We start from the raw sequence: 25809 nt of genomic DNA, 5'->3' as shown, positions 1-25809 counted from the left end.
CTCGCGCAGCAGTCACGCGTACTGCGATTGGGGTAGTCAGGTGTCTACCGCAGGCTGATTCGTTGGAGAGCGCGGACGAGGATGCTTGTGGTTATGAAAACGCCCATCATCCGAGTCAAGGATGTCCACAAGTCCTACGGCCGCGGCCCCAACCGTTTCGATGCCCTCAAGGGCGTCTCCTTCGATATCAACGAAGGCGAAAGCATTGCCATCATCGGCAAGAGTGGTTCCGGCAAGTCGACCCTCATGCACGTCCTCGCGCTGCTCGATGCTCCGACATCCGGAAGCATAGAGCTTGAAGGCGTCGAGACGAGCACCCTCCACGGCAAGAGCCTCAACCAGGCACGCAATAAGACGTTCGGGTTCGTGTTCCAGCAGTTCTTCCTCACCGCCAACTCCTCGGTGCTCGAGAATGTGATGCTGCCGATGAAGATTTCTGGCGTGAAGCGCAGCGAACGCAAGCAGCGCGCCCTCGCCGCCCTTGAACAATTGGAAATGGCCGACAAAGCCGGCAACAAGGCAGTGAACCTGTCGGGTGGCCAAAAGCAGCGCTCAGTCATTGCTCGCGCTCTCGTCAACAACCCGCGCATCATCTTCGCTGATGAGCCCACGGGAAACCTCGACACCGCCACGGGCGCTGTTGTCGAAGATATCCTCTTCAACTTGAACCGCGAACACGGCATCACTCTCATCGTCGTCACCCACGATGAAGACTTGGCTGCTCGCTGTGACCGCCGCCTCTACATTCGCGATGGCCTGCTCGTCACCGACACCACGGAGGTGGCCGCATGAAAACTCTCGACCTCTTCACCACGGCGGTAGCAAATACCTTCCGCGCTAAAACCCGCACGATCCTGACCATCTTGGCGATCTTCGTGGGAGCGTTCACGCTCACCATCACCAACGGTTTGGGCACCGGCATTAACCAATACATCGACGACACCGTGACCTCGATCGGCGCCGAAGATGTCATGACTGTCTCCGTGACGCCGGATGCCGACAGCGGCTTCGGCGCTTCCTCAGGCCCCACCGAATATGACCCTGATGCGGTCTCCAGCGGCGGATTCGGCCCCAACGAGGGAGGAACCGTTGTTGCGCTTACCCCCGACGACCTCGACACGATCGCCGAAGTCGACGGCGTACTGAGCGTCGGAGCGACCAAGTCGATCACGCCCGACTGGATCCAGTACGGCGACGGCACCCAGTACGTCACCTCCGTCGGTGGACTCGTTACCGGCCAGAGCGTGCAGCTTGCTGCCGGTGCAGAACCGGATGCTGCCTCCGACGCGTTCGAGCTCGACCTCCCCATCTCCTTCGTCGAGCCTTTGGGGTTCGCGGATGCTGATGCGGCCGTCGGCGAAACCCTCACGATCGCCATCACCGATGCCGAGCGCACCCAGCACCTGGTGGATGCCACCATCGTGGGCGTCGCTGAAGAAAGCGTCGCCGCTCCGGGCGCTGGCGGTCTCGTCGTCAACGCTGCCCTGACCGACAGCCTCTACGACACCCAAAACATCGGCCTACCGGATGACCAGCTGGAGCGCTACGCCGAGGCGAGCATCCGCTTCGACCCCGCCGCCACCGATGCTGACGTGACCGCGTTGAAGGACAATCTTGCGGATGCCGGTTACACCGGTACGACGGTTGCCGACCAACTCGGCACGGTGAAGACGGTCATTGACGCCATCGTTCTCGTCTTGAACGCCTTCGCGATCATCGCTCTGCTCGCCGCCAGCTTCGGAATCGTGAACACCCTGTTCATGTCGGTGCAGGAGCGCACCCGCGAAATCGGTCTCATGAAGGCGATGGGAATGGGCAGCGGAAAGATCTTCGGACTCTTCAGCCTCGAAGCCGTCTTCATCGGGTTCCTCGGTAGCGCCATCGGCGCCGGAATCGGGATGCTCGCCGGAACCGCCATCAGCTCGGTCCTCTCCGGTGCGGTGCTCGCGGACCTCCCCGGACTGACCCTGATCGCTTTCGACCCGCTCTCGATCACCGTCATCATCCTCGTCGTCATGGCCATCGCGTTCTTGGCAGGCACCCTGCCCGCCGCTCGCGCCGCCAAGGCCGACCCGGTGGAGTCACTGCGGTACGAATAGGACTAAGAATGCTTCAGGCGTAGCGAGAGAACAGCATCCGTTCTCTCGCTACGCCTTTGTGTAGAACTCACACCCTCGACCGCCGGACCAACGTTCGGCGCACAAACTTTTCGACCTCGATGAAGATCAGCACGGTCGACGCGGCGGCTGCACACCCCATCCACTCCCCGACCGTGAGCGGCACGAGTTGCAGCACGCCGGCGCTCACCGGCCACGTCATCACAAGCCACTGCAGCCCAAGCGAGCCGAGGGCGGTCGCAACAAGGAACGGGTTGCTGAACGGACTGATGGTGAAGAGCGAACGCCGCTCGGTACGCGCACTACCTGCTTGGAAGAAGCTCATCAGAACAAAGACCGTCATCGTGATCGTGCGCACGCGATCCAGTTCATAGCCTGCGGCGAGCGCCAGCTGGAACGTGATGATCAGCACGGTCGCCATCCAGCTCGACGACATCACGGTGCGCATCCACAACTCCCGCGACAGGATCCCCTCGCGCGCTGCCCGCGGCCTCCGCCGTAGCTCGTCCCCCTCGGCGGGTTCAAACGCGAGCGCAACATCTTGCAGACCACTCGTGACAACGTTGATCCACAGCACCTGCACCGGGATAAGCAGCAGTGGCTGATCGAAAAAGAAGCTGATAGCGACGGCCAGCATGATTCCGAAGCCAGTCGACAGCAGAAAGAACGTTGATTTGCGGATGGCCGAGAACACGATGCGGCCCTGCCGAACCGCCTCGACAACGGTGGCAAAACGGTCATCAGTGAGCACGACATCCGCAGCTTCTCGCGCAACGTCAGTGCCCGCCTTGCCCATCGCGACACCGATAGCGGCCGCTTTCAGCGCGGGTGCGTCGTTCACGCCGTCCCCCGTTACTGCAACCGTTTCCCCAATGGCTTGTAACGCCTGAACAACGCGAAGCTTGTCTGACGGTGAAACACGCGCGATAACGCCAGCGTGAGCCACCCGGTCAGCTAGCGCAGCATCGTCTAAGTCGTCGAGTTGAGCCCCCGTGATTACATCGTCACAGTCGGCGATTCCGAGTCGTCGTGCGATCGTAGTAGCCGTCAACGGGTGGTCACCCGTCACCATGATGACGCGGATCCCCGCCCCAACACAGAGGGCGATCGACTCGAGCGCCTCCGCTCGCGGAGGGTCGGTGAGAGCAACAAGGCCGAGCAGTTGCAGCTTGCTGGGGTGCGGAAGTTCCGGACCCGTGAGCTCGTTGTGCTGCACACTTCGACAGGCGATTGCCAACACGCGGTAACCATCGCTGGCCAGTTGAGCCTGGGCGTCGTACACCCCCTGGCGTGCGGTCGCCTCAAGGAGGCCTCCCCCGGCCTCCTCGCTACACATCGAGAGCACGAGCTCCGGCGCGCCCTTGACGTAAAGCATGAGTGCCGCGTCCGTCTCCCGCTGGTCGCTACGGCGCAGCGACTGTGAATAACGGTTCTGTGGTTCGTACGGCAGCCGTGCCACCTGATCGGGCTCGTCATCGTCACTCGTGACACCAAGCGAGCGAGCGAGCACTGCAAGCGCAACATCGACGGCATCACCGATGAAACCACCTTCGTCGTCATCGCGCGAGTGTGCCTCGTTCACGAGGGCACCCGCCATGATGAGGTCGTGCAGCACCCCACTCGGCTCGTAACGCATGCCCTCAACCTCAATGACGCCGCGGTCCGGCACCCACACGCGCTCGACGGCGAGGCGGTTTTGCGTGAGCGTGCCCGTCTTGTCACTCGCAATCACCGTCGTCGAGCCGAGTGTTTCGGCGGCCGGCAGCGTGCGCACGATCGCGCCCTGGGTTGCCATCCGGCGCACGCCGAGTGCCAGCGCGACCGTCATCACGACGGGCAAGGCCTCAGGGATGGTTGCTACCGCCATGGCGATCGCCGACAGCAAGACTGATTCGAGTTCTTCGCCGAGCAACAGACCAGTGGCGATGACCGCGACGGCAACGACTGCCACAAAAATTCCAATACGGCGTTCGAGACTGTTGATACTCCGCTGAAGTGGCGTTCTCTCCGGGCGGGTTTGGATCAGTTCATTTATCCGCCCCAGTTCCGTGTCGCGTCCCGTCGCGACGACCACACCACGAGCACGGCCAGACGTGACGAACGTACCGCTGTAAAGCATCCCGCGGCGGTCGGCCGTCGCCGCATGCACGGGAACCGCTTCAGGAGTTTTGTGAACCTGCTCCGACTCGCCCGTGAGCATCGATTCATCAACTTGAAGCGCGTGAGCATCAACAATTCTGACGTCGGCGGTTACCTGCTCACCGCTCTCCAGCGTGACAACATCACCCGGAACGAGCTCCACCGCTCGAAGACGGATGACGTGGCCGTCCCGCAGAGCGCGTGCCCGGGGAACAGCGAGCGAGGCGAGGGCTCGCATTTCTCGCTCGGCCCGGGTCTCTTCCCAAAAACCAATCGAGGCATTCAGCACGAGCACAATGAGAATGGCGGTCGAGTCGACCCAATCTTGCTGCAGCAGCGTAATCGTCGCGGCCACCAACAGGATCGCGATTAGCGGCGAACGAAACTGTCGCAATGCCACCACGATGGCGGGCGTTGGCTTGCGCACTTCCAACCGATTCGGCCCATACTCGGCGTGCCGTTCGGTGGCCTCGGCGGCGCTCAGTCCCTGCGCGCTCGTCTTCAGACGAACAAACGCCTCAGCAGAATCGAGCGCGTGCCACGGTTCCTCCGACACGCCTGTTGTCATAGCCCCACGCTACAACGGTGGCGTTGGTACGACTAGAGGTGTGCGTGCGAACGTGACACTGCGCTGATGGGCACCGCCCCAAAGACCCTTCCGTCCGCGACGTGCTGTTCGCGCTCTATCCAGACGATGCCATCCGTGCATGCATCGAGGCGCTCAGGTTCCAGAAAGTTGGTCCGAACGTGGGGTTCCGTCGCAGCGTGTTTCCGCCTGGCCTCTTCTGCTCTCCAAGCGGTGAGCCCGAAGAACTGGTCACATCTTTGGCAACCGCCACGGGATGGACTCTCGTCGTTGTGGCTATTGCCGCCGCTTTCATCGTCTCCACGTGGGTTGCGAGAAGGGCTGAGACCCGAGCATCCGTGATCGACTAGTCGCCTGTAGACAACCTCAGGCAACCCTCGCGCCCTGATCCCCGAGCGGCGTTGGCACTGATCGAGTGTGCCCCTGGAGGGATTCGAACCCCCAACCTGCTCCTTAGGACGGAGTTGCTCTTCCGTTGAGCTACAGAGGCTGGCGTTTCGAGTGTAGCCGAGACCCGCGCTGAGTTCCCTCCGCACGAGGCGCTGGCACTAGGAACCCGGCGGTGCCACACCATCGATCGCGGCTGGGAGCGGATACTGCAGCGGCTGGAGGTCGGGCGCTAGCCAGTGCGTGCGACCCTCAGCGATGCGCTCAGGAGAGTAGAAACGTTTGATGTCCACGTCATCTACCAGCACAATGAGGCCGAACCAGGCGCGAGTGAGCGTGACATGAAAAGCATCCGGCTTGCCCACCCGACCATGCTCGTGATGCCGACCACGAGACGTTCGAAGCCGTCGACAGCGCCATACATACGCGGCAGCAACCACGCCACGCGAACGTGACGTTCGTGCGAAAACGCAGCAGGCGCGATGGTGTTGTTTTCGAACGTTGCCATGAGTTCGTCGTCAGTCATGATCGATTACTCCACGGAGTCGTTCTTGCTGGTTTCAGGCTCACCAGCGCACAGTCAAGCCAAACAGCTACTGGCCTGGCGGGTAAAGGAACGACTCGACCTCGCTGGCCGGGATCGTGCGCTGGCCATAAGAGAGGGCCACGTAGTTGTATTCCTCAAGCAAAACTGAGCCATCGGCATTGACCTGCTTCACGTAGGCGACGTGGTTGTCCCAGCCGAACCACGCGACAGAACCGGCAACGGGAGTCGCACTCACGGTCCAACCGTGGGCCTGCCATGCAGACTGCCACTGGTAGGCATCGCCACCGTTTGGCGTGAGGTCAGCCCACGCCCAACGGAAGGGTGCAGCGAATGAACCGACATCGCGGTTCAAACGCCATGCCACAAAGTCAGTGCACTGGCGGTAGTAATAGTTCAATGGCGAAAGAGTGGAACCCGCCGTTGGCCACGGGTAGTCGTCACCCAGTGCTTGAGCGCCCGATGCAGCGTAGAGCGCGTTTGCAGACGCAATCGCGTCCTGCTGCTGAATCACTACCAAGTCTTCGGGCGACGTCGCCTCAAACTGATCGCGCGTGAGCTCGGGTAATTCCAGCTCGGCGCTGACGGTAACTGACTGCACGTTTGCCTGCGCTACATCTGCCACGGCAGAGACGGATGCAAGCGTGCCGTCTTCTGAAATCAGACCGCCTTGGCCGTAGGCCGGCAACCCGGCGACAGCGAAAAGGCCGCCGATGACAGCCATCGACGCTACTGCGCGAAGTGGGCTCTTGCGGACGCGCTTGGCCTTGACCTTGGCAACCTTCGCCGCACGAGGCGGTTCGGCATCCATGGGAACAGCACGATTGATTGGCGCGGCGGAAGCAGCCGTGTAAAGAACCGGCGCTTCCTCAAGAGCCACGGCAGCCGGAGCCACCGGAATATGCGGCGCAACTGCAGCAACTACCGGTGTGCCTGCAAGGGCAGCGTCGCGGGCGGCACGCGCCTCACGACGCGAAAGAAAGACAGGGGCCTCGCTCGAGGGTTCCGCAGAGGGCACACCGGAAACATCCGGGCCATCAGTCGAGATACGGGACAATCGGAAACCTTCACGTGGAGCGCATTCAAGGAAAACTAGGGAAATCCTTGAACACAAGAATAATCACAACAGCATAACAGTTATGCGGCCGGTGCCAAATATTCTTCCCAATCTGGGAGTGCCCTTTCAATCCCCCGCACAAGCCATGCGCTCGTGTGTGGGGGGCGTGGCTTGATGAGCAGTCGCCAATTCATCTCCGCGGGAGTGCGATCACTCTTCTTGTTGTTGCATCGCAAGCAGCACGCCACCAGGTTCTCCCACGAATCTTCACCACCACGCGAGCGAGGCATGATGTGGTCGATAGTGTTCGCTGAAGCCCCGCAATAGCCACAACGGTGACCGTCACGTCGCAGCACTCCACGGCGAGAAACCGGCAACCTGCGCGTCGATGGAATACGCACATAATTTCGCAGGATGATGACCGACGGTCGCTCCCACGATTCACTCGCGCTCCACACCGGATTATCCGGGTCGGCAGCGACAACCGTCGCTTTCTGATTCATCACGAGCACGACGGCTCGTTTGAAGGACACGACCGCGAGCGGCTCATAGCCAGCGTTCAGTACCAAAGTGCGCATTGTCATCCTCTCGAAAGAGCCTGCACGGCTTGCAGGCAATCGACTTCCCTGAAATTCAGCGAAAAGGAGGCAGAAACACAAAAAGGCACCGTCGAAAGACGATGCCTAGTGATTCAGCGCGCAAAAACTGCTGCGCACAGTACTGCTGTGTCGTATGCAAAAGTGGGCACGCGCATCCACGGTTTGGATGCTGCACCTACTCAACATGCGATTCTCCGGTTCATTCGTGAACTCCAAGGGCTATAGGCTAACCCAGTTTTTCGGGCTCCTTGCACGCGGGCGCGCCGAATTGATTGACGAGACGGTTACGCCTCGGTGAACGCCAGATTCGAAAAGTGAATCAGAACGCTACGCCCTCGGCTTCTCCACAAAGATATGCACGGCGACCTCGTTGGGCAGCTCGAGACCTTCGCCAAAACCCTCCACCGTGACCGCAACATACGAGTCTGCAGCGGCGAACGTGGCTGTCTTGCCAGGCATAACGCCAGCGCTAAACAGCTGCTGCAACAGTTCAGGTTCGAATTGCACGGGTTCACCCAGTCGACGGATGAGCCCGGTCACGGGGGTCGTTGTTTCTGCGACGAGGTCGACAATGTTCACCATCCCGTCGCTGAAGGATGCCGCGGCAACTCCACCCAACTCTTCCAAGCCAGGAATCGGGTTGCCATAGGGCGACTCAGTGGGGTGATCAAGGATCTCGATGAGCTTGCGCTCAACTTGCTCGCTCATCACGTGCTCCCACCGGCATGCTTCGTCGTGAACGAGCGCCCAATCGAGACCAATGACATCGGCGAGGAGTCGCTCAGCGAGGCGGTGCTTGCGCATCACATGCGTGGCGCGGCGCCGACCCTCCACCGTAAATTCGAGGTGGCGGTCGCCTTCGACGACGACAAGGCCGTCACGTTCCATGCGGCCGATGGTTTGCGAAACGGTCGGGCCAGAGTGGCCGAGCCGCTCAGAGATGCGGGCCCGCAACGGGACAATGTTCTCTTCTTCGAGATCAAGAATCGTGCGCAGGTACATCTCGGTGGTGTCAACGAGATCGGTCATGAAACCAGACTAGCCCGAACTGGCCAATAGAATTGGACGCATGCCGAGCCTGACGATCCCTACTGACCTCCTTCCCTCCGACGGACGATTCGGAGCTGGCCCTTCCAAAGTGCGCGCCGAACAGATCGAACATCTCGTTTCTGGCGCGCGAAACATTCTCGGCACTTCTCACCGCCAAGCCCCGGTTCGCGACCTCGTTGGCCGCGTACGTGCGGGCCTTGGAGAGCTTTTCCAGATTCCTGAGGGCTACGAAGTAGTACTCGGCAATGGAGGCTCCACCGCATTCTGGGATGCCGCAGCCTTCGCGCTCATCGAACGTCGCAGCGCTCACCTCTCCTTCGGAGAGTTCGGTTCCAAGTTCGCTAAAGCAGCCGCAGCACCTCATCTTGAATCGCCTCATGTCGTCACCGCCCCGGGCGGGTCGCTGGCTGAACTCGACGATATCGATGGCGCTGACGTCTTCGCTTACCCGCAAAACGAAACCTCCACCGGTGTAATGGCGCCGGTGCGTCGCTTCGATGACGAGAACGTGCTCACCGTCGTGGATGCCACCAGCGCAGCAGGCGGCGTGCAGTTCGACGCCAACCAGGCTGACGTCTACTACTTTGCACCGCAGAAGAACTTTGCATCCGATGGCGGCCTGTGGATCGCTCTCTTCTCCCCCGCAGCAATCGAGCGCGTCGAGCGCATCGCAGCATCGGGCCGCTACATCCCCGAGTTCTTGTCGCTCAAGAACGCAATCGACAACTCGCGCCTCAACCAAACGCTCAACACTCCCGCACTCAGCACCCTGCTGCTGCTCGAGAACCAGATCGACTGGATCAATGGCAACGGTGGGCTTGCGTGGGCGGATGCTCGCACCCGCGAATCCTCGTCGGTGCTCTACGACTGGGCTGCCGCCAGCGATGTCGCTACCCCGTTCGTCACCAACCCGGAGCACCGCTCGCAAGTCATCGCCACCATCGACTTCGATGACGCGATTGATGCCGCCGCGATCTCGAAGACGCTCCGTGCCAACGGAATCGTCGACACCGATCCGTACCGCAAACTGGGCCGCAACCAACTGCGCGTTGCCACCTTCGTTGCAATCGAGCCGGATGACATCCGCAAATTGGTGTCATCGATCGAGTACGTGATCACCAACAGCCACTAATCTGAAACCGTGCGTATCTGGCTGAAAGACTCGGAACGCCGGCCCGATCCTGAGCCGGTGCAGACCGACGACCGCAAAGCCATGCTCGTGGGCATGGTGTTGTGGATCATCGGTCTCGCACTGCTGCTGCTTTTTATCGAGCCGCTCAACGCATCCGGAAACCTGTGGTGGCTTTGGACGGCCGTTGCGGGGCTCGTGCTTGGCCTTATCGGCCTGATCTACACGCACGTACGGCGCGGAAAGCGCACTCGCTAGTCTTCTTCGTCCGAATCGTCGTCATCATCGTCATCATCGTCATCATCGTCATCTGAATCGTCGAGATCATCGTCGTCATCGAGTTCAGCGTCGTCTGAATCGTCGTCGTCGTCGTCGTCCTCGTCCTCGTCGTCATCATCGTCCGAGTCGTCGAGGTCATCGATGCTTACGCCCTCGTGGTCGCCGCCACGAAACGCGCCAGTGTCGAAATCATCATCGACATCGTCGTCGTCGTCGTCATCGTCATCCGATGCGTCGATATCGACACCGTCGAGGTCTCCTCCGTGCAATACGGACGAGCCGAATTCGTCGTCGCCCTCATCGTCATCGTCGTCGAGATCGTCGTCGTCGGAGGCTTCTTCTGCAGCGGCCTTTTCGGCATCCGCAGCTTCAGATGCAGCCTGCGCGGCCTTGTACTCGGCGAGACGTTCCGACCACGGCACCCAGTCAGGCGAGAGCAGTGCGCCCTCGGCCGGCATAAGTTCTGCTTCGAGAACCGTGGGTTCTTCGCCTTCAACGTGTGCGACGCTGACGGTCCAATTCCAGCCCGGATAGCCCGGCAGAGCCGAAGAGAAGAGAACCGAAACGGTGCCTTCGCTTTCGATCTGCTCACCGACGAGCGCACCAATCGACGCATCAGTGGTGATCTCGAGGAGTGCCCCTCGAGCAAGCTTTTCGTACTGGCTATTAGGCATCTAGTTCGTCCGCAACTTTACGTAGCATGGAGGCGATCTTGGCGCCGTGGGCTTTATCGGGGTAACGACCGCGCTTGAGACCAGAACCAATGCCGTCCATGAGCTTGACGAGATCTTCAATGATCACGGCCATGTCATCGGCAGGCTTGCGGTTAATCTTGGCCATGCTTGCAGGAGCATCCATGACGCGCACGGAGAGTGCCTGAGCGCCCTTCTTGCCGTCAGCGATGCCGAACTCGAGGCGTGTACCCGCTTTGATCCCAGTCGTGCCCGCTGGCAGCGCTGAGGCGTGCAAGAAGACCTCTTGGCCTTCATCACTCATGATGAAGCCAAAACCCTTCTCGTCGTCGTAAAACTTAACCTTGCCGGTAGGCATGGGCATGCTCCTTTGTATTCGTGACTCAAGCTTAGAACGTAAACGGGCGCGTATCCTTGTCAACGTGACAAATCACTCAACTGAACGTGACCTCCGCATCGAGCGTGTGCTCGCCTACCTGGTCGCCATCTCGATCGCACTCGCTGTGCTTAGCTTTGTCGCCGTAGTCGTTGCTACCGCAGTGGGCCAAACCGTATTCGATTACGGTGTGTGGCCCGCAGTGATCACTATGCCCTACTTTGCTTTGCCTTTGGGCGTCGTTTTCATCATCACCCTTGTCGTGTTGAATGGTCGCCGCCGCCAACGTGAATATAGGAATGGCCACAATTAGCGATGCGGCTCTTTTGCTCGCCGCTCAACTGCGGGCACTAGACGACGATCAACTTCTCGAGTTGTTGCGCTCACGCATTGTGCGCGGCAACTCCGTCAGCGACTTCTTTGATTTGGCGGATGCTCTGCAACAGTCCACTTCTGTTGAACGCGTGTTGCGAGATCTCGACCGCCCCACGCTCGCCACTCTTGCTGTGGTCGCTGACACTGCTTCTCTCACCGCGCAGGAAGTCGCCTCTGCCGTCGGGCCCTTCGGTGACGACGAGGTTGCCGTTCAGCGGCGGCTCGATCGACTCGTGAGTCTGGCGCTGCTCATCCACCGCGGCGGTCGCTACAGCGCCCCAGACGGCGTCACAGACCAGTTGGCCGGCTGGCCGTTCGATGGTTTGCCATCTACCGGCGAATTGCTCGACGCACCAGCGCCATCCACTCTCACGTCGGTCGAACCCTCGGAACGCGACAGCATCGATAGCATCGCCGCCGAGAACGCGTTCGCCACCACCAACGAGGTCACCGAACTCATCAACCAGCTGCGCTCCAGCCCCGTGCGCGATCTGGCTCGCGGTGGAGTCTCGCTCCCCGACTCAAAGCGGCTGGCGGCAGCCATGTCTGTGCCGCTCGACAAAATTGCCGGCCTGGTCGACATCGCCGAACGTGCCGGGCTCATTGCCACAACGAACGCCCAATGGATGCCAACCGCCGACGCCACCGAATGGATGTCGCGTGGTGCGGCCGAACGCTGGGTGCAGCTGGCTGAGGCGTGGCATCAGGGAATTCCTGATGACATCCGCACCATTTTGGCCGACCGCACGCAGAGCTTTTGGGGCAACGGCGTCGAAGACTACATGCGCTGGTTGTACCCCGCGGGGATCGATTCGGTGCTCGAAAAGGTGCGCCGGTATGCCCGGGATGCCAGCTTGCTTGGCGTCACCGCTAATCGTCTGCCGAGTAGCGCTGGCGTTGCACTGCTCACCAGCACCACGACGGAAGCAACAGCCGCCATGGCTGCGGTTTTTCCGAACGAAGTGCATCAGGTGTATGTGCAGCCCGACCTCAGCGTGATTTCGCCCGGCCCGTTGGCGCCGCAATTGGATGCCCGGTTGCGCGTGATCGCTGACGTTGAGACTCGCGCTCTGGCATCCACGTATCGGATCTCTCGATCGAGCCTGCACCATGCTATGACGCTCGGCGAGACCCTCGACGGCATTCGCAGCTTCCTGACCGAAATTTCCTTAACGGGCGTGCCGCAACCGGTCGAATACTTGTTGGCTGAGGCTGCGGCTCGTCATGGGCTTGTGCGGGTTGGCCAGGCTGGCGTGGCCGGTAGCTATGTGATTTCTCCCGACCCCGTTCTCTTGCAGTCGATCGCGGTTGACCCCAACTTTGGAGCATTCGGTTTATGCCTCGAAGGCGACCGTTTGGTCTCGCGTTTCGGTGTTGAGCAGCTCTTTTGGGCGCTCAGCGATGCCCGTTACCCGGTTGCCGCCGAGAACTCGGAGGGCACAATCTTGTCGCTGCGACGCGACCAAATCAGTGCTTCACACGTCGAAGAACCTCACGACGATGGCCCCGAGAAACTGCTGGCGAAGCTTCGCAGCGGTCAGGGCGGCGCTACCGGCGACGAAGATCAGGCGTGGTTGTCGCGACAGATTGAGGTCGCGATTCGCAACAAGCTGTTGCTCTTTGTCACGGTGAAAATGCCGGATGGGCATCTCGTGCAGTACACACTCGAACCTTCGAGCGTCGCCGCTGGGCGCATGCGCGGCCTCGACCGTGCGGCAGATATTGAGCGAACGTTGCCGCTGAAGAGCATCGTCGGGGTGGAAGCCACCAACGAACGCTAAGCATCCGGGCGTAGTCTAGGTCGGATGAACACAGCACCCGACGGACCTCTGATCGTGCAGTCTGACCGCACGGTTCTGCTTGAGGTCGCACACCCTTTGGCCGAAGACGCGCGCCATGATTTGGCCGTGTTTGCGGAGCTGGAGCGGGCTCCTGAGCACATTCACACCTACCGCATCACGCGCTTGGGGCTGTGGAATGCGCGCGCCGCTGGCCATGATGCTGCAGCGATGCTGGAGACACTGGAAAAGTATTCGAAGTTTCCCATCCCTCAAAGCGTCAGCGTCGATATCGCGGAGACAGTGGGCCGCTACGGCCGTCTTGTTATTGATCGCGATGATGACGGCGCCCTCACTCTCACCGCCACCGATCCCGCGGTGTTGCGCGAAATTACGCGCGCCAAGAAGGTCGCGAGCCTGCTGTTCGAGCGTCGCGGCGACCACACTTTTGTGGTTCAGCCGTGGGCCAGAGGGCAACTCAAGCAAGAGCTGCTCAAGCTCGGTTGGCCGGCAGAAGACAACGCCGGCTACACGCCAGGCACACCTCACGAGATTGCTCTGGATGCCTCGGGCTGGGGTTTGCGCGAGTACCAGCAGCACGCCATCGACAACTTCTTCGACCACGGTTCAGGCGTCGTCGTGCTGCCCTGTGGCGCCGGCAAGACCCTCGTGGGACTCGGCGCGATGGCGCAAAGCAACACCACAACCCTCATTTTGGTCACCAACACGGTTTCTGCCCGTCAGTGGCGAGCCGAAATCTTGAAACGAACCACCCTCACGGAAGAAGAAGTGGGTGAGTATTCGGGCCAGGTGAAAGAGATTTTGCCTGTCACGATCGCGACGTACCAAATCCTGACGGCGAAGCGTAAGGGCGAGTATGCCCATCTTGCATTGCTGGATGCTCTCGACTGGGGCCTTGTCATTTATGACGAAGTGCACTTGTTGCCTGCGCCCGTGTTCAAGCTCACCGCTGATCTGCAAGCGCGCCGTCGCCTCGGCCTCACCGCGACGCTTGTTCGCGAAGATGGGCGCGAGGGCGATGTGTTCTCCCTCATCGGCCCCAAGCGTTTCGATGCCCCGTGGAAAGAGATTGAGGCGCAGGGCTTCATCTCCCCCGCCAGTTGCTTCGAAGTGCGCGTTGACCTCCCCGAGAGCGAGCGGCTTGAGTATGCGGCATCCGCTGACGACGAACGTTACAGACTGGCCGCAACAGCACCCGCTAAAACTGACGTGGTGCGCGCGCTCGTGAAAAAGCACGCCGGCGAGCGCATTCTCGTTATCGGGCAATACCTCGACCAGATCGATGATCTGTCTGATCAGCTGAATGCTCCCAAGCTGACGGGTGCCACCTCTGTTCCGGAACGCGAGCGTCTGTATCAAGAGTTCCGCGACGGCATCACGAAGGTGCTCATCGTGTCGAAGGTTGCCAACTTCTCAGTCGACCTGCCCGAGGCAACCGTCGCCATCCAAGTCAGTGGCTCGTTTGGCTCACGCCAAGAAGAAGCTCAGCGACTTGGCCGTCTGCTGCGCCCCAAGGAGAGCGGGCTGCCCGCCAACTTCTACACGCTCGTGGCACGCGACACCGTCGACCAAGACTTCGCACAAAACCGCCAACGGTTCTTGGCCGAACAGGGCTACAGCTACACGATTTTGGATGCCGCAGACCTTACCGCTTAGGGCAGCTCTGGTTGCTCGCCGCCCATCATTACACCGCAGCGCCAGCACGGCGCCGGGAGCTCACCCTCAACGAGAGCACCGCATTGCTCGCAGACGCGCGGCAGCCAGCACGCGGCATCCCCCGCGACGGTGTCGGCTGAGTCATCCATCTCTCCAGTGTGCTCCCGGGTAACCCTGAAGTCGAGATGAACGGATGCGGCACCGCGCTCACCACCGAGAGCCACAACAGCGTCAACCGCACCGGCTACGGTGGAACCCGGCCACGGAACCCTAGGGAGTCCTTTCGATGCCACAGTCGCCATCGTCCACGTCATCGCAGTCGAGCCCATCGTGGCTGAGCTATCGGGAGTCGATCGGTGATCGGTCAGGCCTGTACCGTGCGCTGCTCGAGCATTGGACACCGACATCCGCCCTCAACGTGGGCAGCTATCTCGATCTCTCCCCGTCTTCGAGCATTCCCGCCGTCACCTATGTCGACACCGACCGCCGGGCCGCCGCGTTCTTCGCCGACGCCGAGCGGGTCCGGAGCGAATTGGAAGGCGCCACGTTGCCGGGAGCCGCAGCTGAGATCACTTTCCTCAAGGCCGATTTTCTGAAGCCGCTTGCGCTGCCCGACGCATCCTTCGACCTGATCATCGCCCTGTTCACCGGCCCCGCGTGGGATTCCTGCGCGCGGTATCTAGCGCCGCGCGGACTCTTCCTTGCCAACAGCAGCCACGGGGATGCGAGCCTTGCCGCGCTCGATCCTCGGCTGACTCTGGTGGGCGCGGTCCACCACCGCGACGGGCGCTACAGAATCGACAGTAGCGATCTCGATCGCTATCTGATTCCCACGAAACCAGAGCAGGCCACCGCCGAGCTCATTCATGCCAGCGGCCGAGGCATCGCGTACACCAGGCCTGCGTTCGCGTACCTCTTTCAGCTCACGGGGTAGGCGCGTTGTCTCAGACCGGTTCGCCCTCGAGGCGAGCACGACGCGTGATCATGAAGTCTTTCACCAGGCCGACTATCGAAAGGAGAACGAGAAAGGCGAAGCTCAAGGCCATCAGCCAGAGAGCACCGAATCCGACGCTCAGCGGCCACATTGGGGTGACCCCATTGACGCTCCACCACGTAATATCGTGCGACCGTGCGAGGCTCGAGAGAATCGTGATGGCGGCGAGCACGAGGGCTCCAACGCCAAACGCGATGAGTGTTCCTACGATCAATCTCTTCATCAGTTGATTCCCCTTCGCCTGATCCCGATACGGCCACCCTATGCTTAAAATTAACAAATACTCAATGAACTAATTGGTGAACAGCTTGCCGACACGCCCTGACCTATCAGGTCACGTTCAGGAAACACGCAGATACTGGGCACATGGCTGACGGACCGAAAATTCTCATTGTTGACGACGAACCAAACATTCGCGATCTGCTCACGACGAGCTTGCGCTTCGCGGGATTTGCGGTGCGCGCGGTAGGAAGCGGCGCCCAGACCATCTCGGCTGTTCTTGAAGAAGAACCCGACCTAATCATCCTCGACGTGATGTTGCCCGACATGAACGGTTTCGGAGTGACCAAGCGCCTCCGCGCATCCGGCTACACCTCCCCCATCTTGTTCCTCACGGCAAAAGATGACACTGAGGACAAGATCACCGGCCTCACCGTCGGTGGTGACGACTACGTCACGAAGCCCTTTAGCCTCGATGAGATTGTGGCCCGCATTAAGGCGATTCTTCGCCGCACGATGCAGGATGACGAAGAGACGATCATCCGCGCCGGCGACCTCACGATGGACCAGGACACCCACGAGGTATCTATCGGCAGCGAACAGATCGAACTCAGTCCGACTGAGTTCAAGCTGCTGCGATACCTCATGCTCAACCCCAACCGCGTGCTCTCGAAGGCTCAGATCCTCGATCACGTCTGGGAATACGACTTCAACGGCGACGCCGGCATCGTGGAGAGCTACATTTCCTACCTGCGCCGCAAGCTCGATCAGCACACCGAAGAGCCGATCATTCAGACCAAGCGTGGATTCGGCTACATGCTGAAGGCAGCAAAGCCGTAACCACCCGTGATGGCCAGCCAGACATGTAATTTCTCATGTTTAGCTGGCCATACTCGTTCCCGATTCCCAGCCACGCAAGGTACCGTTCACTATCATGCAGGAGAACATCCCAGATGCCTGGAGCCGCATTTCTTTGCGCACCAAGGTCACCGGAGTCACGGTGCTTCTGCTCACCATGGGCCTCCTCGTTGCGGGTGTTGGCACCGCCGCAGTATTGCGCGACTACTTGATCGAGCAAACTGACGACAAGATCACCGTGGCCGCCGACGGGCTCGATGGCCGCATCCAATACACGGGAACAACTAGCGACCCCCAGTGCAGTGTTTCTCTCCTGCCCAATGACCTCTATTTCGCGGTCCTCAACTACGACGGCAGCATGCGCTGCAATAGCCGAGAAGAGGATGCCTCGCGGCCTGTTCTCGACGGCCTCACCATCGCCGTTGCCAATTCTCAGACCGAGCCGTTCACTCTCCCGAGCACCGCTATTGGAGGGCAATGGCGGGTCATCGCCTACCCCGCGATCAGCACCATTGGCCCTGACTTCGTGACGGTCGTTATCGCTCGCGACCTGAGTGATTCCAACGCCATCGTTGCTCGTTACGCCGCCATCTTCTTGTTCTTTGGTCTCACTGTTGTCATTGTCGGTGGAGCGCTCACCCGCCTTTTGGTCACCTCGACGTTTGCGCCGCTCCGCGAAGTGGAAGCCACTGCAGCCCGCTTTGCCGACGGAGACTTCGACCAGCGGCTGTCTGTTGCTACCCCCAACACGGAAGTGGGGCGCCTCAATCGTTCCCTCAACTCCATGCTTGGTCGAATTGATCGCGCCTTCGCCGACCGTGCGCGCACGATCGACCAGATGCGCCGCTTCGTCGGTGACGCTAGCCACGAACTTCGCACCCCGCTCGTCACCGTGCGCGGTTATGCCGAGCTTTATCGCATGGGCGCCATTACCAAACCGGATGACGTTGCTCAGGCCATGGAGCGCATCGAAAAGGAAGCTATCCGTATGGGTGGTCTCGTTGAAGACCTGCTCGAGTTGGCGCGCATTGATGGCAGCAAGCCGGTGCAGTTCACCGAAGTCGATCTTTTGCCGTTGGCCAATGATGCAGCGATGGATGCCCGTGCCTCTACCGGCCGCGTCGTCACCGTGATCAACACCAACCCCCGCATCGAATCCGACGCCGTCGTCACGACTGAGACTTCAGCTGATGCCGACACAGATACCAAGGCGATCACTCTTCCCGAGAGCTCCCACCCCGATCCGAGCACGCCCTCGCGCGGTGTTGCTGCGCTCGCCACCGGCCCCATTGCCGCTGCCGGTGCCCGGCTTTCACGACTGGCATCCCGCAAGAAGTCGGCCGCCGTTGCCAAAGCAACCGCTCGCCTTACTCAGGCCATTGCGCCCGTGCCGAAAGACCTCAACGCCGTCGTCATGGCCGAAGAGAACAAGATTCGCCAGGTGCTCACCAACCTCGTCACGAACGCGCTGCGCTTCACGACTGATACTCCCGTCGAGATTGGCGTTGGCGTCGACCATGAGCGTCAATTGGCTGTACTCTCGGTCATCGACCACGGCGAGGGCATTCCCGAACAGATTCGCGCCAAGGTCTTCGAACGCTTCTGGCGTGCTGACAGCTCACGCAACCGCGACACCGGTGGCAGCGGTCTGGGGCTAGCAATCGTTGCGGCCATCGTCGCAGCCCACCACGGCACCGTGCAGGCGCTCGAGACGCCCGGAGGCGGCGCAACCTTCCGCGTTGAGCTTCCTCTCCTCCCCAGCGCTCCCAGCCCCTCAGAGGACACCGAAGAGGAATAGTCGCCGCAGCGACCGGATGTCAGAATCTACCGTCGAGGTATGACTCGATACCAAGTAGATAGCGAAGCCGTTCTCAGCGCCACCGGAGCGGTACAGAATTCCATCAGCCGCATCCAAGCCGAAGTTGCTGGCCTCCACGGTCAGCTCACGAACCTGCAGGGTTCGTGGACAGGGCAGGCGGCGACAGCCTTCTCCGCTGTCGTCACCGACTGGAAGGCAACTCAGCAGCGAGTAGAAGAGAACCTCGCTGCCATCAACACCGCGCTCAGCCAAGCAGGGCAGCAGTATGCGGAGATTGAAGCAGCAAATGCTCGCCTCTTCTCCCGCTAGCAGCACGCCTTCGCACGCTGACAGCACGCTCCGGCACGCTCCGGCACGCTCCGGGCAGACCTCGGCACACTGCGGGCGTTAGAGACTCCCCCACCCGCAGAAACTCGCGTTAACGACAGAATGGGCGCCTCCCGAAGGAGACGCCCATTCTGTGTAGTGCAGTGAAGCGGTGTAGAGCGGTGGGACTTAGAAGTCCATGCCACCCGACGGGTCACCCATGGGTGCCGGGTTCTTCTCAGGCTTGTCAGCAACGACGGCTTCGGTCGTCAAGAACAGACCGGCGATCGACGATGCGTTAAGCAGAGCCGAGCGAGTCACCTTTACCGGGTCATTGATTCCTGCAGCGAGCATGTCGACGTATTCGCCGGTAGCTGCGTTGAGGCCATGACCAATCGGGAGGTGACGAACCTTGTCAGCAACGACACCAGGCTCCATGCCTGCGTTGAGTGCGATCTGCTTGAGCGGTGCGTCGATAGCAACACGAACGATGTTCGCTCCGGTTGCTTCGTCGCCGACCAAGTCAGCCATTGCCTGGCTGTCGAAAGCGATCTTGCCAGCCTGAATCAGGGCCACGCCACCACCGGCGACGATTCCTTCTTCAACAGCTGCCTTGGCGTTGCGGACTGCGTCCTCGATGCGGTGCTTGCGCTCCTTGAGTTCAACCTCAGTTGCGGCACCAGCCTTGATGACTGCAACACCACCGGCGAGCTTGGCGAGACGCTCTTGGAGCTTCTCACGGTCGTAGTCGCTGTCAGTGTTGTCGATCTCGGCGCGGATCTGCTTGACGCGACCTGCGATCGCCTCTTCTTCACCAGCACCTTCGATGATCGTGGTCTCGTCCTTGGTGATAACGACCTTACGGGCGCGACCGAGGAGTTCGAGAGTTGCGTTCTCGAGCTTGAGTCCAACTTCTTCGGAGATGACCTGACCACCGGTGAGGATGGCGATGTCAGCGAGCTGAGCCTTGCGACGGTCTCCGAAGCCAGGAGCCTTGACAGCAACCGACTTGAAGATGCCACGGATCTTGTTCACAACGAGAGTTGCGAGGGCTTCTCCGTCAACGTCTTCAGCAATGATGAGCAGCTGCTTGCCACTCTGGATTACCTTGTCGACGATGGGGAGAAGATCCTTGATGTTCGAGATCTTGCCGTTGACGATAAGAACGTAGGGGTCCTCGAAGACCGCTTCTTGGCGCTCTTGGTCAGTGACGAAGTATGCCGACAGGAATCCCTTGTCGAAGCGCATACCCTCGGTGAGCTCAAGCTCGGTGCCGAACGTGTTCGACTCCTCAACGGTGACAACACCTTCCTTGCCGACCTTGTCGATCGCCTCAGCGATAAGTGCACCGATCTCGGGGTCTCCAGCAGAGATGGATGCAGTAGCTGCGATCTCTTCCTTGGTTTCGATCTCCTTGGCGCTCGCAATGAGTGCCTCGATGACCGAGTTGGTTGCCTTTTCGATACCGCGCTTGAGGCTGATGGGGTCTGCACCCGCAGCAACGTTGCGGAGGCCTTCGCGAACGAGAGCCTGAGCAAGAACAACAGAAGTGGTCGTACCGTCTCCGGCTACGTCATCCGTCTTCTTCGCTACCTCTTTGACGAGTTCGGCACCGATCTTTTCGAAAGGATCGTCGAGCTCGATTTCTTTGGCGATGGATACACCGTCGTTCGTGATGGTGGGAGCGCCCCACTTCTTCTCAAGAACAACGTTGCGACCACGTGGGCCGAGCGTGACCTTTACGGCGTCAGCGAGAATGTTCAGGCCGCGCTCAAGGCCGCGACGGGCCTCTTCGTTGAAAGCAATGATCTTTGCCATGTGTGTTTCTCGTCCCTCCCGGACGTCGTACAAGCGAATAAGTTGGCACTCGAACTACGCGAGTGCCAAGGTCAAAATTAGCACTCGACAGGGGTGAGTGCAAGACGGCGCAGCGTGCGGGCTTCCCTTTATTCTGTGGGCTCTTCTGTTGCTTCCACGGCGGGGGCGAGGTAGTCGGTTCCGATGACGACGGTGAGTTCTACGCCGGGGAAAATGTCATCTTCCACTAGGCGGATTTCGCCGCGGCCGATGGCAGCGACGAGGCCCGAGGCTACGTCTTCGTCGTCGGGGTTGCTGTAGTACACGTAGGTGTCTTCGATGTCACGCGAGGAGGCGGGCGCTGCACTGCCGGTGGGCCAGCCTGCTGCAGTGAGTTCGTCGAAGACGGTGGTTTGGAGTCCGCTTTCGGGGGTGCCGTTGAGCACGTCGATGGTTAGTGCGCGTTCGGGGTCGATTGTGGCGGGGTCGGTGACGGGCGCGACGGTTTCCGCGGGTTCGGGGTTGACGGCGGGTTCTTCGGGGGCAGCGAAGAAGGGGATGCCGAGGTCGTCATCGAGGTACTGGCTCAGGGCGAAGAGGCCGCCAAAGACGAGAACGCCGGTGGCGAGTAGCGCCCAGGCGAAGCCGATCCAGCCGCGGCCGCGTCGTTTGGGGCCGCGGTGGGCTCCAATGCGGTCTACGTCCTCGGGTAGTTCGTCGAATCGGTCTTTCGGGTAGCTCGCCATTGCTTAGTCTGTCAATTCTTCGTCGTGGTGGGGGCTGCGCACTGATCGGGTGCGCATCCGGTTGTCTCTGCTGCGGCGCAGTCGCGAGACCAACATGGGGTCATAGCGCACGGCTGCCGGTGAGTCGATTACCGCATTGAGCATTTGATAATAGCGCGCACTTGAGACATGAAACTGGGAGCTGATGGCCTCTTCTTTGGCGCCGACGTGGCGGGTCCATTCGCGCTCGAAGTCGAGGATATCGCTGTCACGTTCGGACAGGCCGGTGGCGGGGCACGACGCGGCTTCGTTTTCTGGCACGGCAATTCCCTCCACTGTGCTGGTAAGCCTAGGGTGTGCGGGCTGTGGCTCCCCCGAACGACTCGGCTTCGTGGACCAATTGGAGACAGTCGAGGTTAGGATTGCCTTAGTACCCGATATTTCTGATTGGTTGTCATGCGCACTCGACTGTTCACTGCTGCGGCGGTGTTGTCTGGCGTTGTGCTTGCAGCGAGCGGATGTTCGGCCGCCACCATTGCCGAAACGCCGGCTGTGACGGTTACAGCCGATTTGGCTTCTCCGCTGTCGGCGCTGACGGTGTTGGACGATGCGAAGGATTACAGCGGGCTGGTGCAGGCGGCTCTTCCCTCATCCGGAATTCTGGCTCCTGAGGAGGCGCCAGTGCAGTCGTTGCCGGTGACGGTCGTTTCGCACGATTTGGCCGGCGATGTGCCCGTCACAGTGTCATCGACGGACCGGGTGATTTCGATGGACATTTCGGGGTCGATCGCGGCGACGGTTGCTGGTCTGGGAATGCTGGATTCGCTGGTGGCGCGCGATATTTCGACGACGTTTGATGAGGCAGCCGATTTGCCGGTGATCACCTCTAACGCTCACACCGTCAACAGTGAGGCCATTTTGGCGTTGCGCCCTGATCTGGTGTTGACGGATGGCTCTATTGGTCCGATCGATGTGGTGTTGCAGTTGCGCGATGCGGGCATTCCGGTGGTGTTTGTGGACACGGATCCTTCTATTGAGGGCATTGCCGAGTTGGCCCGTCAGACGGCGGCCGCGCTGGGAGTTGCTGCCGCCGGTGATGCCTTGGCTGCAGAGCTGAGCGCCACAATTGAGGCGAAGATCGCTGAGATCGCTGACATCGTGCCCTCGGGCGACCGACTGCGCATGATGTTTCTCTACCTGCGGGGCACCTCGGGTATCTATTATTTGTTCGGCCAAGAGTCGGGCTCTGATGTGCTGATCGATGCTCTTGGTGGGGTGGATGTCGCAGCCGAGATCGGGCTCGAAGGTATGCGCCCGATGACCGATGAGGCCATGGTCGCGGCGAATCCTGATCTCATCCTGGTGATGACTGGGGGTCTCGACAGTGTTGGCGGCGTGAGTGGATTGCTCGAAGCTCGCCCCGCGGTCGCCCTCACGGAGGCTGGCAAAAACCAGCGGTTTGTCGAGATGGATGACGGCGAAATTTTGAGTTTCGGCCCGCGCACGGTCACGGTGCTTGATGCCCTCGCTCGGGCAATTTACGCGCCTACGTCAGGGTCGTAGAGCGGGCAGCTACATTGCTTCGGCGCGATTGCGCCGGCGGCGACGTCCAAGAACCAGCACGATGGCAATCGCTACGAGAATGGCGATGATGGCTCCGATGATGATCAGAGCGCTCAGAAGTGCCTGGTTGACATCCTGCGGTTGCGGCATGCAGTCAGGGGTCGCGCTAAAGGTGACGGTGATGGGGTCGAGCTCTTCGCCGGCGGGATAGGTGCCGAAGGCGTCGGAACCCGCTTCGGTGAGAACGACGGGCGCACTCTCGAGCAGCGCGGTGCCAGCGGCTACCGTGATGCTTGACACGTCGATCGTGGCGAACTCAACGTCGGTTTCGTCAACGGGAAGACCTTCTTGCGTCGTTCCGAAGACATCGAAGACGAGATTCGCTGTGGTGCTGCCGTCGAACACAATTTCTAGGCCGGTGAGGGTGGTGTCGAGGATGCCATCGTGGCCGGTGAGGCGCAGGCTTCCGTCGAATGCGAGAGTGCCGCTGCCCGCGTCGAGCTGGCCGGAGCCTGCCGTCCAACCGAAGTCGGGCGTTTCGTAGGTGGCGCCGTCGCTCACCGTCCACTCGCCGTTGGCGATGGTGCCGCTGATGTACGACCGCAGCGACTCTTTGAGGCCCCAGGTGATGGCGGCATCCGTTACGTCACACACAGTGCCGTCGGCGGCGATTATCGTCTCTGAAGTGTTGGTCGCGCCTGGCGAGTCGGTCGCGGCTGCCGTCTGGTCACCATTGACAGACAGCGGCTGCCGTTGCTCTGCGGCTCCGCTCGTCATCGGCGTGAGCGCAATGAGAACCGCGGTGAGAATGAGCGCGGCGGGGCCGAGCACGCAAACGTTGAGGCCGCGCACTAGCGACCTGCGCGGTACATGGACTGATGCATGATGGTGGCCTCTTCATACAGTTCACCAAAGGACTCGAATCCGAATTTGGCGTAGAGCGGCACGATGTAGTCCTGGGCGTGCAACATCATCCCTTCGCCGCCAAAATCTTCGACGATGCGCTTCATGATGATTCGGGCGAGGCCCTCGCCGCGGTGGTCGTCGCGCACGACAACGCGGCCGATGACGCGGTGACCGTCAAGGTATTCGGCGGTCTCGTTGAACAAAACGCGGATATAAGCCACGACATCGTCACCGTCTGCGAGCCAGTAGTGACGGGTGGCATCCTCTTGATCGCGGTCATCAAGTTCGGTTTCGTCGACTTTTTGCTCAACAAAAAATACGTCAGTGCGCAGTTTCATGATCGAGTAGAGCTCGGATGTTGTTAATTCGCCCCAAGACTTGGCGATCACGGAATCAATAGGCACATCCCCGAGTTTAATGTACTGAGCAGAGAAAGCTCACGAATAGAGGAGACCACATGACGTACAAGGTGACTAAGACTGACGAGCAATGGCGCGACGAGCTCGGAATCAAGTACTCAGTGCTGCGTGAAGCCGGCACCGACCGTCCGTGGTCTGGCGCCCTTCTCGATGAGAAGCGTGCGGGAACCTACCGTTGTGGCGCCTGCAGCGCCGAGCTGTTCACGAGCGACACCAAGTTTGACTCCGGTTCGGGATGGCCCAGCTTCTATGAAGCAATCAACCCGGATGCCGTTGAGCTTCGCGAAGATCGCTCACTGGGAATGGTGCGCACCGAGGTTGTCTGTGCAACCTGTGGCTCACACCTCGGGCATCTGTTCGATGATGCCCACCAGACTCCGACCGGTGACCGTTTCTGCTTGAACTCGAGCTCTCTGGAGTTTGACGAGCAGGACTAGTTCGACAGCAGCGTTTTAGGTGGTCGCTTGCCCGAGAGGGAGGCGATCACCACCGCGATGAGGGTGAGTGCCACGCCGATTATGGTGGTTGGTGCCACCCCATCGTTGTCTGTGGGCAAGAGAAGTTCGAGGGCGAGCGCTCCGAGCAACTGCCCCGCGATCGAACCGAGTGCGAAGAACAGCACTCCGGTGATGGGCACGAGCACCGCGGCAACGATGATGAAGATCACACCGATCGCTCCCCCGAGATACAGCGTCAGGTCGGTGGGGAACTCGTGCTGCCAGCCGCCGATGAAGCCAAACACGATTGCCGCGATGGCCAGCACCGAGGTGCCCGCAATGAAGTTGACGTAGGTCGCGGTGAGCGGCGAACGCGTCACATGCCGCACGTGACCGTTGATGGCTTGCTGCCATCCGATCCCGAAGCCTGCAATGAGCGGCAAGAAGACCAGCAGGAATGGCCCATCGAGGCGCAGATCGGACAGCCCCGAGAAAATGACCGCGCCCACAGCGAGGGCGGATGCCGCCACCCGCAGCGGAGTAACGGGGCGCTTCTGCAGACTGCCGATTCCCACCCGGTCGATGACCGCGGAACTGATCGTTTGACTCGCCACCACGGCGACCGTGAACAGCGCTACGCCGAGGGCTGTTGCTGCGAGCCCCTGAGTGAGCACGAAAAACGCGCCAAAGGTTCCGCCGGTGAGATACCACCAGGGCAAGCGTTTGCTTCTGACTTCGGTGCCCAGAGTACGGAATCCAGCGCGTGCGCTCGGCACAAAAGGAACGATCAGAGTAAGAATAACGAGCCCTGATCCGAACGAAATGAGCGCCGCGAGAGTCGAATCGTGAAGTTCTACCGCAAGCTCCCCATTGATGCGACTTTGGCCTGCAACAAGGGCTCCAGCGACGATTGCAGCAATGATTCCAGCGAGCGCGCGACGGCGACTGCGCGGGTTGGTTGGGAGCATAGGTGAAGTCATG

30 protein-coding genes and 1 tRNA gene are annotated in these 25809 nt (G+C 60.6%); 14 read left to right on the top strand and 17 right to left on the bottom strand.

All coding sequences use genetic code 11. The annotated features are described in order from the left end of the window. Window positions 1–93: 93 nt before the first annotated feature. On the top strand, window positions 94–792 hold the full coding sequence (locus I6E74_RS04950; RefSeq protein ID WP_197123481.1) for an ABC transporter ATP-binding protein: 699 nt from the start codon (window positions 94–96) through the stop codon (window positions 790–792). After that, a complete protein-coding gene (locus I6E74_RS04945) occupies window positions 789–2099 on the top strand; it encodes an ABC transporter permease (RefSeq protein WP_197123479.1) in 1311 nt (436 codons plus the stop codon). The genes I6E74_RS04950 and I6E74_RS04945 overlap by 4 nt, the downstream gene beginning before the upstream one ends. 67 nt (window positions 2100–2166) lie before the next feature. Here the strand turns inward: I6E74_RS04945 and I6E74_RS14560 are convergent, their stop codons facing one another. After that, on the bottom strand, window positions 2167–4824 hold the full coding sequence (locus I6E74_RS14560) for an HAD-IC family P-type ATPase (RefSeq protein ID WP_197123477.1): 2658 nt from the start codon (window positions 4822–4824) through the stop codon (window positions 2167–2169). 101 nt (window positions 4825–4925) lie between these two features. Between I6E74_RS14560 and I6E74_RS04935 the strand changes: the two genes are divergently transcribed. After that, window positions 4926–5192 (top strand): hypothetical protein, encoded by a 267-nt coding sequence (locus I6E74_RS04935; RefSeq protein ID WP_197123475.1) that lies wholly within the window; start codon window positions 4926–4928, stop codon window positions 5190–5192. 68 nt (window positions 5193–5260) lie between these two features. Here the strand turns inward: I6E74_RS04935 and I6E74_RS04930 are convergent. The 6 genes from I6E74_RS04930 to I6E74_RS04910 form a co-directional block, all read right to left on the bottom strand. Then, window positions 5261–5332, bottom strand: a tRNA-Arg gene (locus tag I6E74_RS04930). A 58-nt stretch (window positions 5333–5390) separates the two neighbouring features. Continuing rightward, entirely contained in the window at window positions 5391–5522 is a 132-nt protein-coding gene (locus tag I6E74_RS14550; protein ID WP_255529114.1) for a hypothetical protein, read from the bottom strand. A 5-nt stretch (window positions 5523–5527) separates the two neighbouring features. Continuing rightward, a complete protein-coding gene (locus I6E74_RS04925) occupies window positions 5528–5755 on the bottom strand; it encodes a hypothetical protein (RefSeq protein ID WP_197123474.1) in 228 nt (75 codons plus the stop codon). A 67-nt stretch (window positions 5756–5822) separates the two neighbouring features. Then, complete coding sequence (locus I6E74_RS04920) at window positions 5823–6830, bottom strand: CHAP domain-containing protein (RefSeq protein WP_197123472.1); 1008 nt, start codon at window positions 6828–6830, stop codon at window positions 5823–5825. A gap of 80 nt (window positions 6831–6910) precedes the next feature. Further along, complete coding sequence (locus I6E74_RS04915; RefSeq protein WP_197123471.1) at window positions 6911–7408, bottom strand: HNH endonuclease; 498 nt, start codon at window positions 7406–7408, stop codon at window positions 6911–6913. Window positions 7409–7756: 348 nt separating this feature from the next. After that, the gene (locus I6E74_RS04910) at window positions 7757–8458 is read right to left on the bottom strand and encodes a metal-dependent transcriptional regulator (protein ID WP_197123468.1); all 702 of its coding nucleotides are present in this window, start codon (window positions 8456–8458) and stop codon (window positions 7757–7759) included. Window positions 8459–8498: 40 nt separating this feature from the next. On the opposite strand from I6E74_RS04910, the gene serC reads away from it, so the two are divergent. After that, window positions 8499–9611 (top strand): phosphoserine transaminase, encoded by a 1113-nt coding sequence (serC, locus tag I6E74_RS04905; RefSeq protein WP_197123466.1) that lies wholly within the window; start codon window positions 8499–8501, stop codon window positions 9609–9611. 9 nt (window positions 9612–9620) lie between these two features. Next, window positions 9621–9866 carry a DUF2530 domain-containing protein gene (locus tag I6E74_RS04900; protein WP_197123464.1) on the top strand — a complete coding sequence of 82 codons (246 nt, stop codon included), beginning with the start codon at window positions 9621–9623 and terminating at the stop codon, window positions 9864–9866. Here I6E74_RS04900 and I6E74_RS04895 read toward each other — a convergent pair. Next, window positions 9863–10561: a DUF3027 domain-containing protein gene (locus I6E74_RS04895; RefSeq protein WP_197123462.1), complete on the bottom strand. Its 699-nt coding sequence runs from the start codon at window positions 10559–10561 to the stop codon at window positions 9863–9865. The two genes, I6E74_RS04900 and I6E74_RS04895, sit on opposite strands and share 4 nt — an antisense overlap. Next, entirely contained in the window at window positions 10554–10937 is a 384-nt protein-coding gene (locus I6E74_RS04890) for a cold-shock protein (protein WP_197123460.1), read from the bottom strand. The genes I6E74_RS04895 and I6E74_RS04890 overlap by 8 nt, the downstream gene beginning before the upstream one ends. Before the next feature lie 64 nt (window positions 10938–11001). Between I6E74_RS04890 and I6E74_RS04885 the strand changes: the two genes are divergently transcribed. Genes I6E74_RS04885 through I6E74_RS04875 form a run of 3 tightly spaced genes read left to right on the top strand, consistent with a single transcriptional unit; the run spans window position 11002 to window position 14785 of the window. Then, on the top strand, window positions 11002–11268 hold the full coding sequence (locus I6E74_RS04885) for a hypothetical protein (protein WP_307784382.1): 267 nt from the start codon (window positions 11002–11004) through the stop codon (window positions 11266–11268). Further along, window positions 11255–13111, top strand: a complete 1857-nt coding sequence (locus I6E74_RS04880; RefSeq protein WP_197123456.1) for a helicase-associated domain-containing protein — start codon at window positions 11255–11257, stop codon at window positions 13109–13111. Before I6E74_RS04885 ends, I6E74_RS04880 begins: the two co-directional genes overlap by 14 nt. A 24-nt stretch (window positions 13112–13135) precedes the next feature. After that, on the top strand, window positions 13136–14785 hold the full coding sequence (locus I6E74_RS04875; RefSeq protein WP_197123454.1) for a DNA repair helicase XPB: 1650 nt from the start codon (window positions 13136–13138) through the stop codon (window positions 14783–14785). On the opposite strand, the gene I6E74_RS04870 is transcribed toward I6E74_RS04875, so the two are convergent. After that, on the bottom strand, window positions 14782–15078 hold the full coding sequence (locus I6E74_RS04870) for a hypothetical protein (RefSeq protein ID WP_197123452.1): 297 nt from the start codon (window positions 15076–15078) through the stop codon (window positions 14782–14784). The genes I6E74_RS04875 and I6E74_RS04870 overlap by 4 nt on opposite strands. Here I6E74_RS04870 and I6E74_RS04865 point away from each other — a divergent pair. Next, window positions 15072–15719: a hypothetical protein gene (locus I6E74_RS04865; RefSeq protein ID WP_197123450.1), complete on the top strand. Its 648-nt coding sequence runs from the start codon at window positions 15072–15074 to the stop codon at window positions 15717–15719. The genes I6E74_RS04870 and I6E74_RS04865 overlap by 7 nt on opposite strands. Before the next feature lie 10 nt (window positions 15720–15729). Here the strand turns inward: I6E74_RS04865 and I6E74_RS04860 are convergent, their stop codons facing one another. Next, the gene (locus I6E74_RS04860) at window positions 15730–16002 is read right to left on the bottom strand and encodes a hypothetical protein (RefSeq protein ID WP_197123448.1); all 273 of its coding nucleotides are present in this window, start codon (window positions 16000–16002) and stop codon (window positions 15730–15732) included. Window positions 16003–16145: 143 nt separating this feature from the next. Here I6E74_RS04860 and I6E74_RS04855 point away from each other — a divergent pair, with 143 nt between their 5' ends. From I6E74_RS04855 to I6E74_RS04845, 3 genes are all read left to right on the top strand, one after another. Further along, a complete protein-coding gene (locus I6E74_RS04855) occupies window positions 16146–16838 on the top strand; it encodes a response regulator transcription factor (RefSeq protein WP_197109572.1) in 693 nt (230 codons plus the stop codon). Window positions 16839–16932: 94 nt separating this feature from the next. Then, on the top strand, window positions 16933–18654 hold the full coding sequence (locus I6E74_RS04850) for a HAMP domain-containing sensor histidine kinase (protein ID WP_197123446.1): 1722 nt from the start codon (window positions 16933–16935) through the stop codon (window positions 18652–18654). Between the two features lie 39 nt (window positions 18655–18693). Further along, window positions 18694–18984 (top strand): WXG100 family type VII secretion target, encoded by a 291-nt coding sequence (locus I6E74_RS04845; RefSeq protein WP_197123444.1) that lies wholly within the window; start codon window positions 18694–18696, stop codon window positions 18982–18984. Between the two features lie 186 nt (window positions 18985–19170). On the opposite strand, the gene groL is transcribed toward I6E74_RS04845, so the two are convergent. From groL to I6E74_RS04830, 3 genes are all read right to left on the bottom strand, one after another. Next, the gene (gene groL / locus I6E74_RS04840) at window positions 19171–20799 is read right to left on the bottom strand and encodes a chaperonin GroEL (protein ID WP_197123442.1); all 1629 of its coding nucleotides are present in this window, start codon (window positions 20797–20799) and stop codon (window positions 19171–19173) included. Window positions 20800–20927: 128 nt separating this feature from the next. Then, window positions 20928–21524, bottom strand: a complete 597-nt coding sequence (locus I6E74_RS04835) for a LytR C-terminal domain-containing protein (RefSeq protein WP_197123440.1) — start codon at window positions 21522–21524, stop codon at window positions 20928–20930. A gap of 3 nt (window positions 21525–21527) precedes the next feature. Then, window positions 21528–21824, bottom strand: a complete 297-nt coding sequence (locus I6E74_RS04830) for a DUF3263 domain-containing protein (protein WP_197123438.1) — start codon at window positions 21822–21824, stop codon at window positions 21528–21530. 135 nt (window positions 21825–21959) lie between these two features. Between I6E74_RS04830 and I6E74_RS04825 the strand changes: the two genes are divergently transcribed. Then, entirely contained in the window at window positions 21960–23066 is a 1107-nt protein-coding gene (locus I6E74_RS04825; RefSeq protein ID WP_197123436.1) for a hemin ABC transporter substrate-binding protein, read from the top strand. Between the two features lie 9 nt (window positions 23067–23075). Here the strand turns inward: I6E74_RS04825 and I6E74_RS04820 are convergent, their stop codons facing one another. Beyond that, window positions 23076–23918 carry an HtaA domain-containing protein gene (locus I6E74_RS04820; protein WP_197123434.1) on the bottom strand — a complete coding sequence of 281 codons (843 nt, stop codon included), beginning with the start codon at window positions 23916–23918 and terminating at the stop codon, window positions 23076–23078. Next, window positions 23918–24376 carry a GNAT family N-acetyltransferase gene (locus I6E74_RS04815; protein ID WP_307784380.1) on the bottom strand — a complete coding sequence of 153 codons (459 nt, stop codon included), beginning with the start codon at window positions 24374–24376 and terminating at the stop codon, window positions 23918–23920. The genes I6E74_RS04820 and I6E74_RS04815 overlap by 1 nt, the downstream gene beginning before the upstream one ends. 53 nt (window positions 24377–24429) lie before the next feature. On the opposite strand from I6E74_RS04815, the gene msrB reads away from it, so the two are divergent. Next, complete coding sequence (msrB, locus tag I6E74_RS04810; RefSeq protein ID WP_197123432.1) at window positions 24430–24828, top strand: peptide-methionine (R)-S-oxide reductase MsrB; 399 nt, start codon at window positions 24430–24432, stop codon at window positions 24826–24828. On the opposite strand, the gene I6E74_RS04805 is transcribed toward msrB, so the two are convergent. Next, window positions 24825–25796, bottom strand: a complete 972-nt coding sequence (locus I6E74_RS04805; protein WP_197123430.1) for a DMT family transporter — start codon at window positions 25794–25796, stop codon at window positions 24825–24827. The genes msrB and I6E74_RS04805 overlap by 4 nt on opposite strands. Window positions 25797–25809: the final 13 nt, after the last annotated feature.

Source organism: Salinibacterium sp. SWN139, from assembly GCF_015864625.1.
Lineage (GTDB): Bacteria > Actinomycetota > Actinomycetes > Actinomycetales > Microbacteriaceae > Rhodoglobus.
The sequence above is the reverse complement of the archived record's forward strand: the minus strand, read 5'-3'. Positions and strand labels throughout refer to the sequence as shown.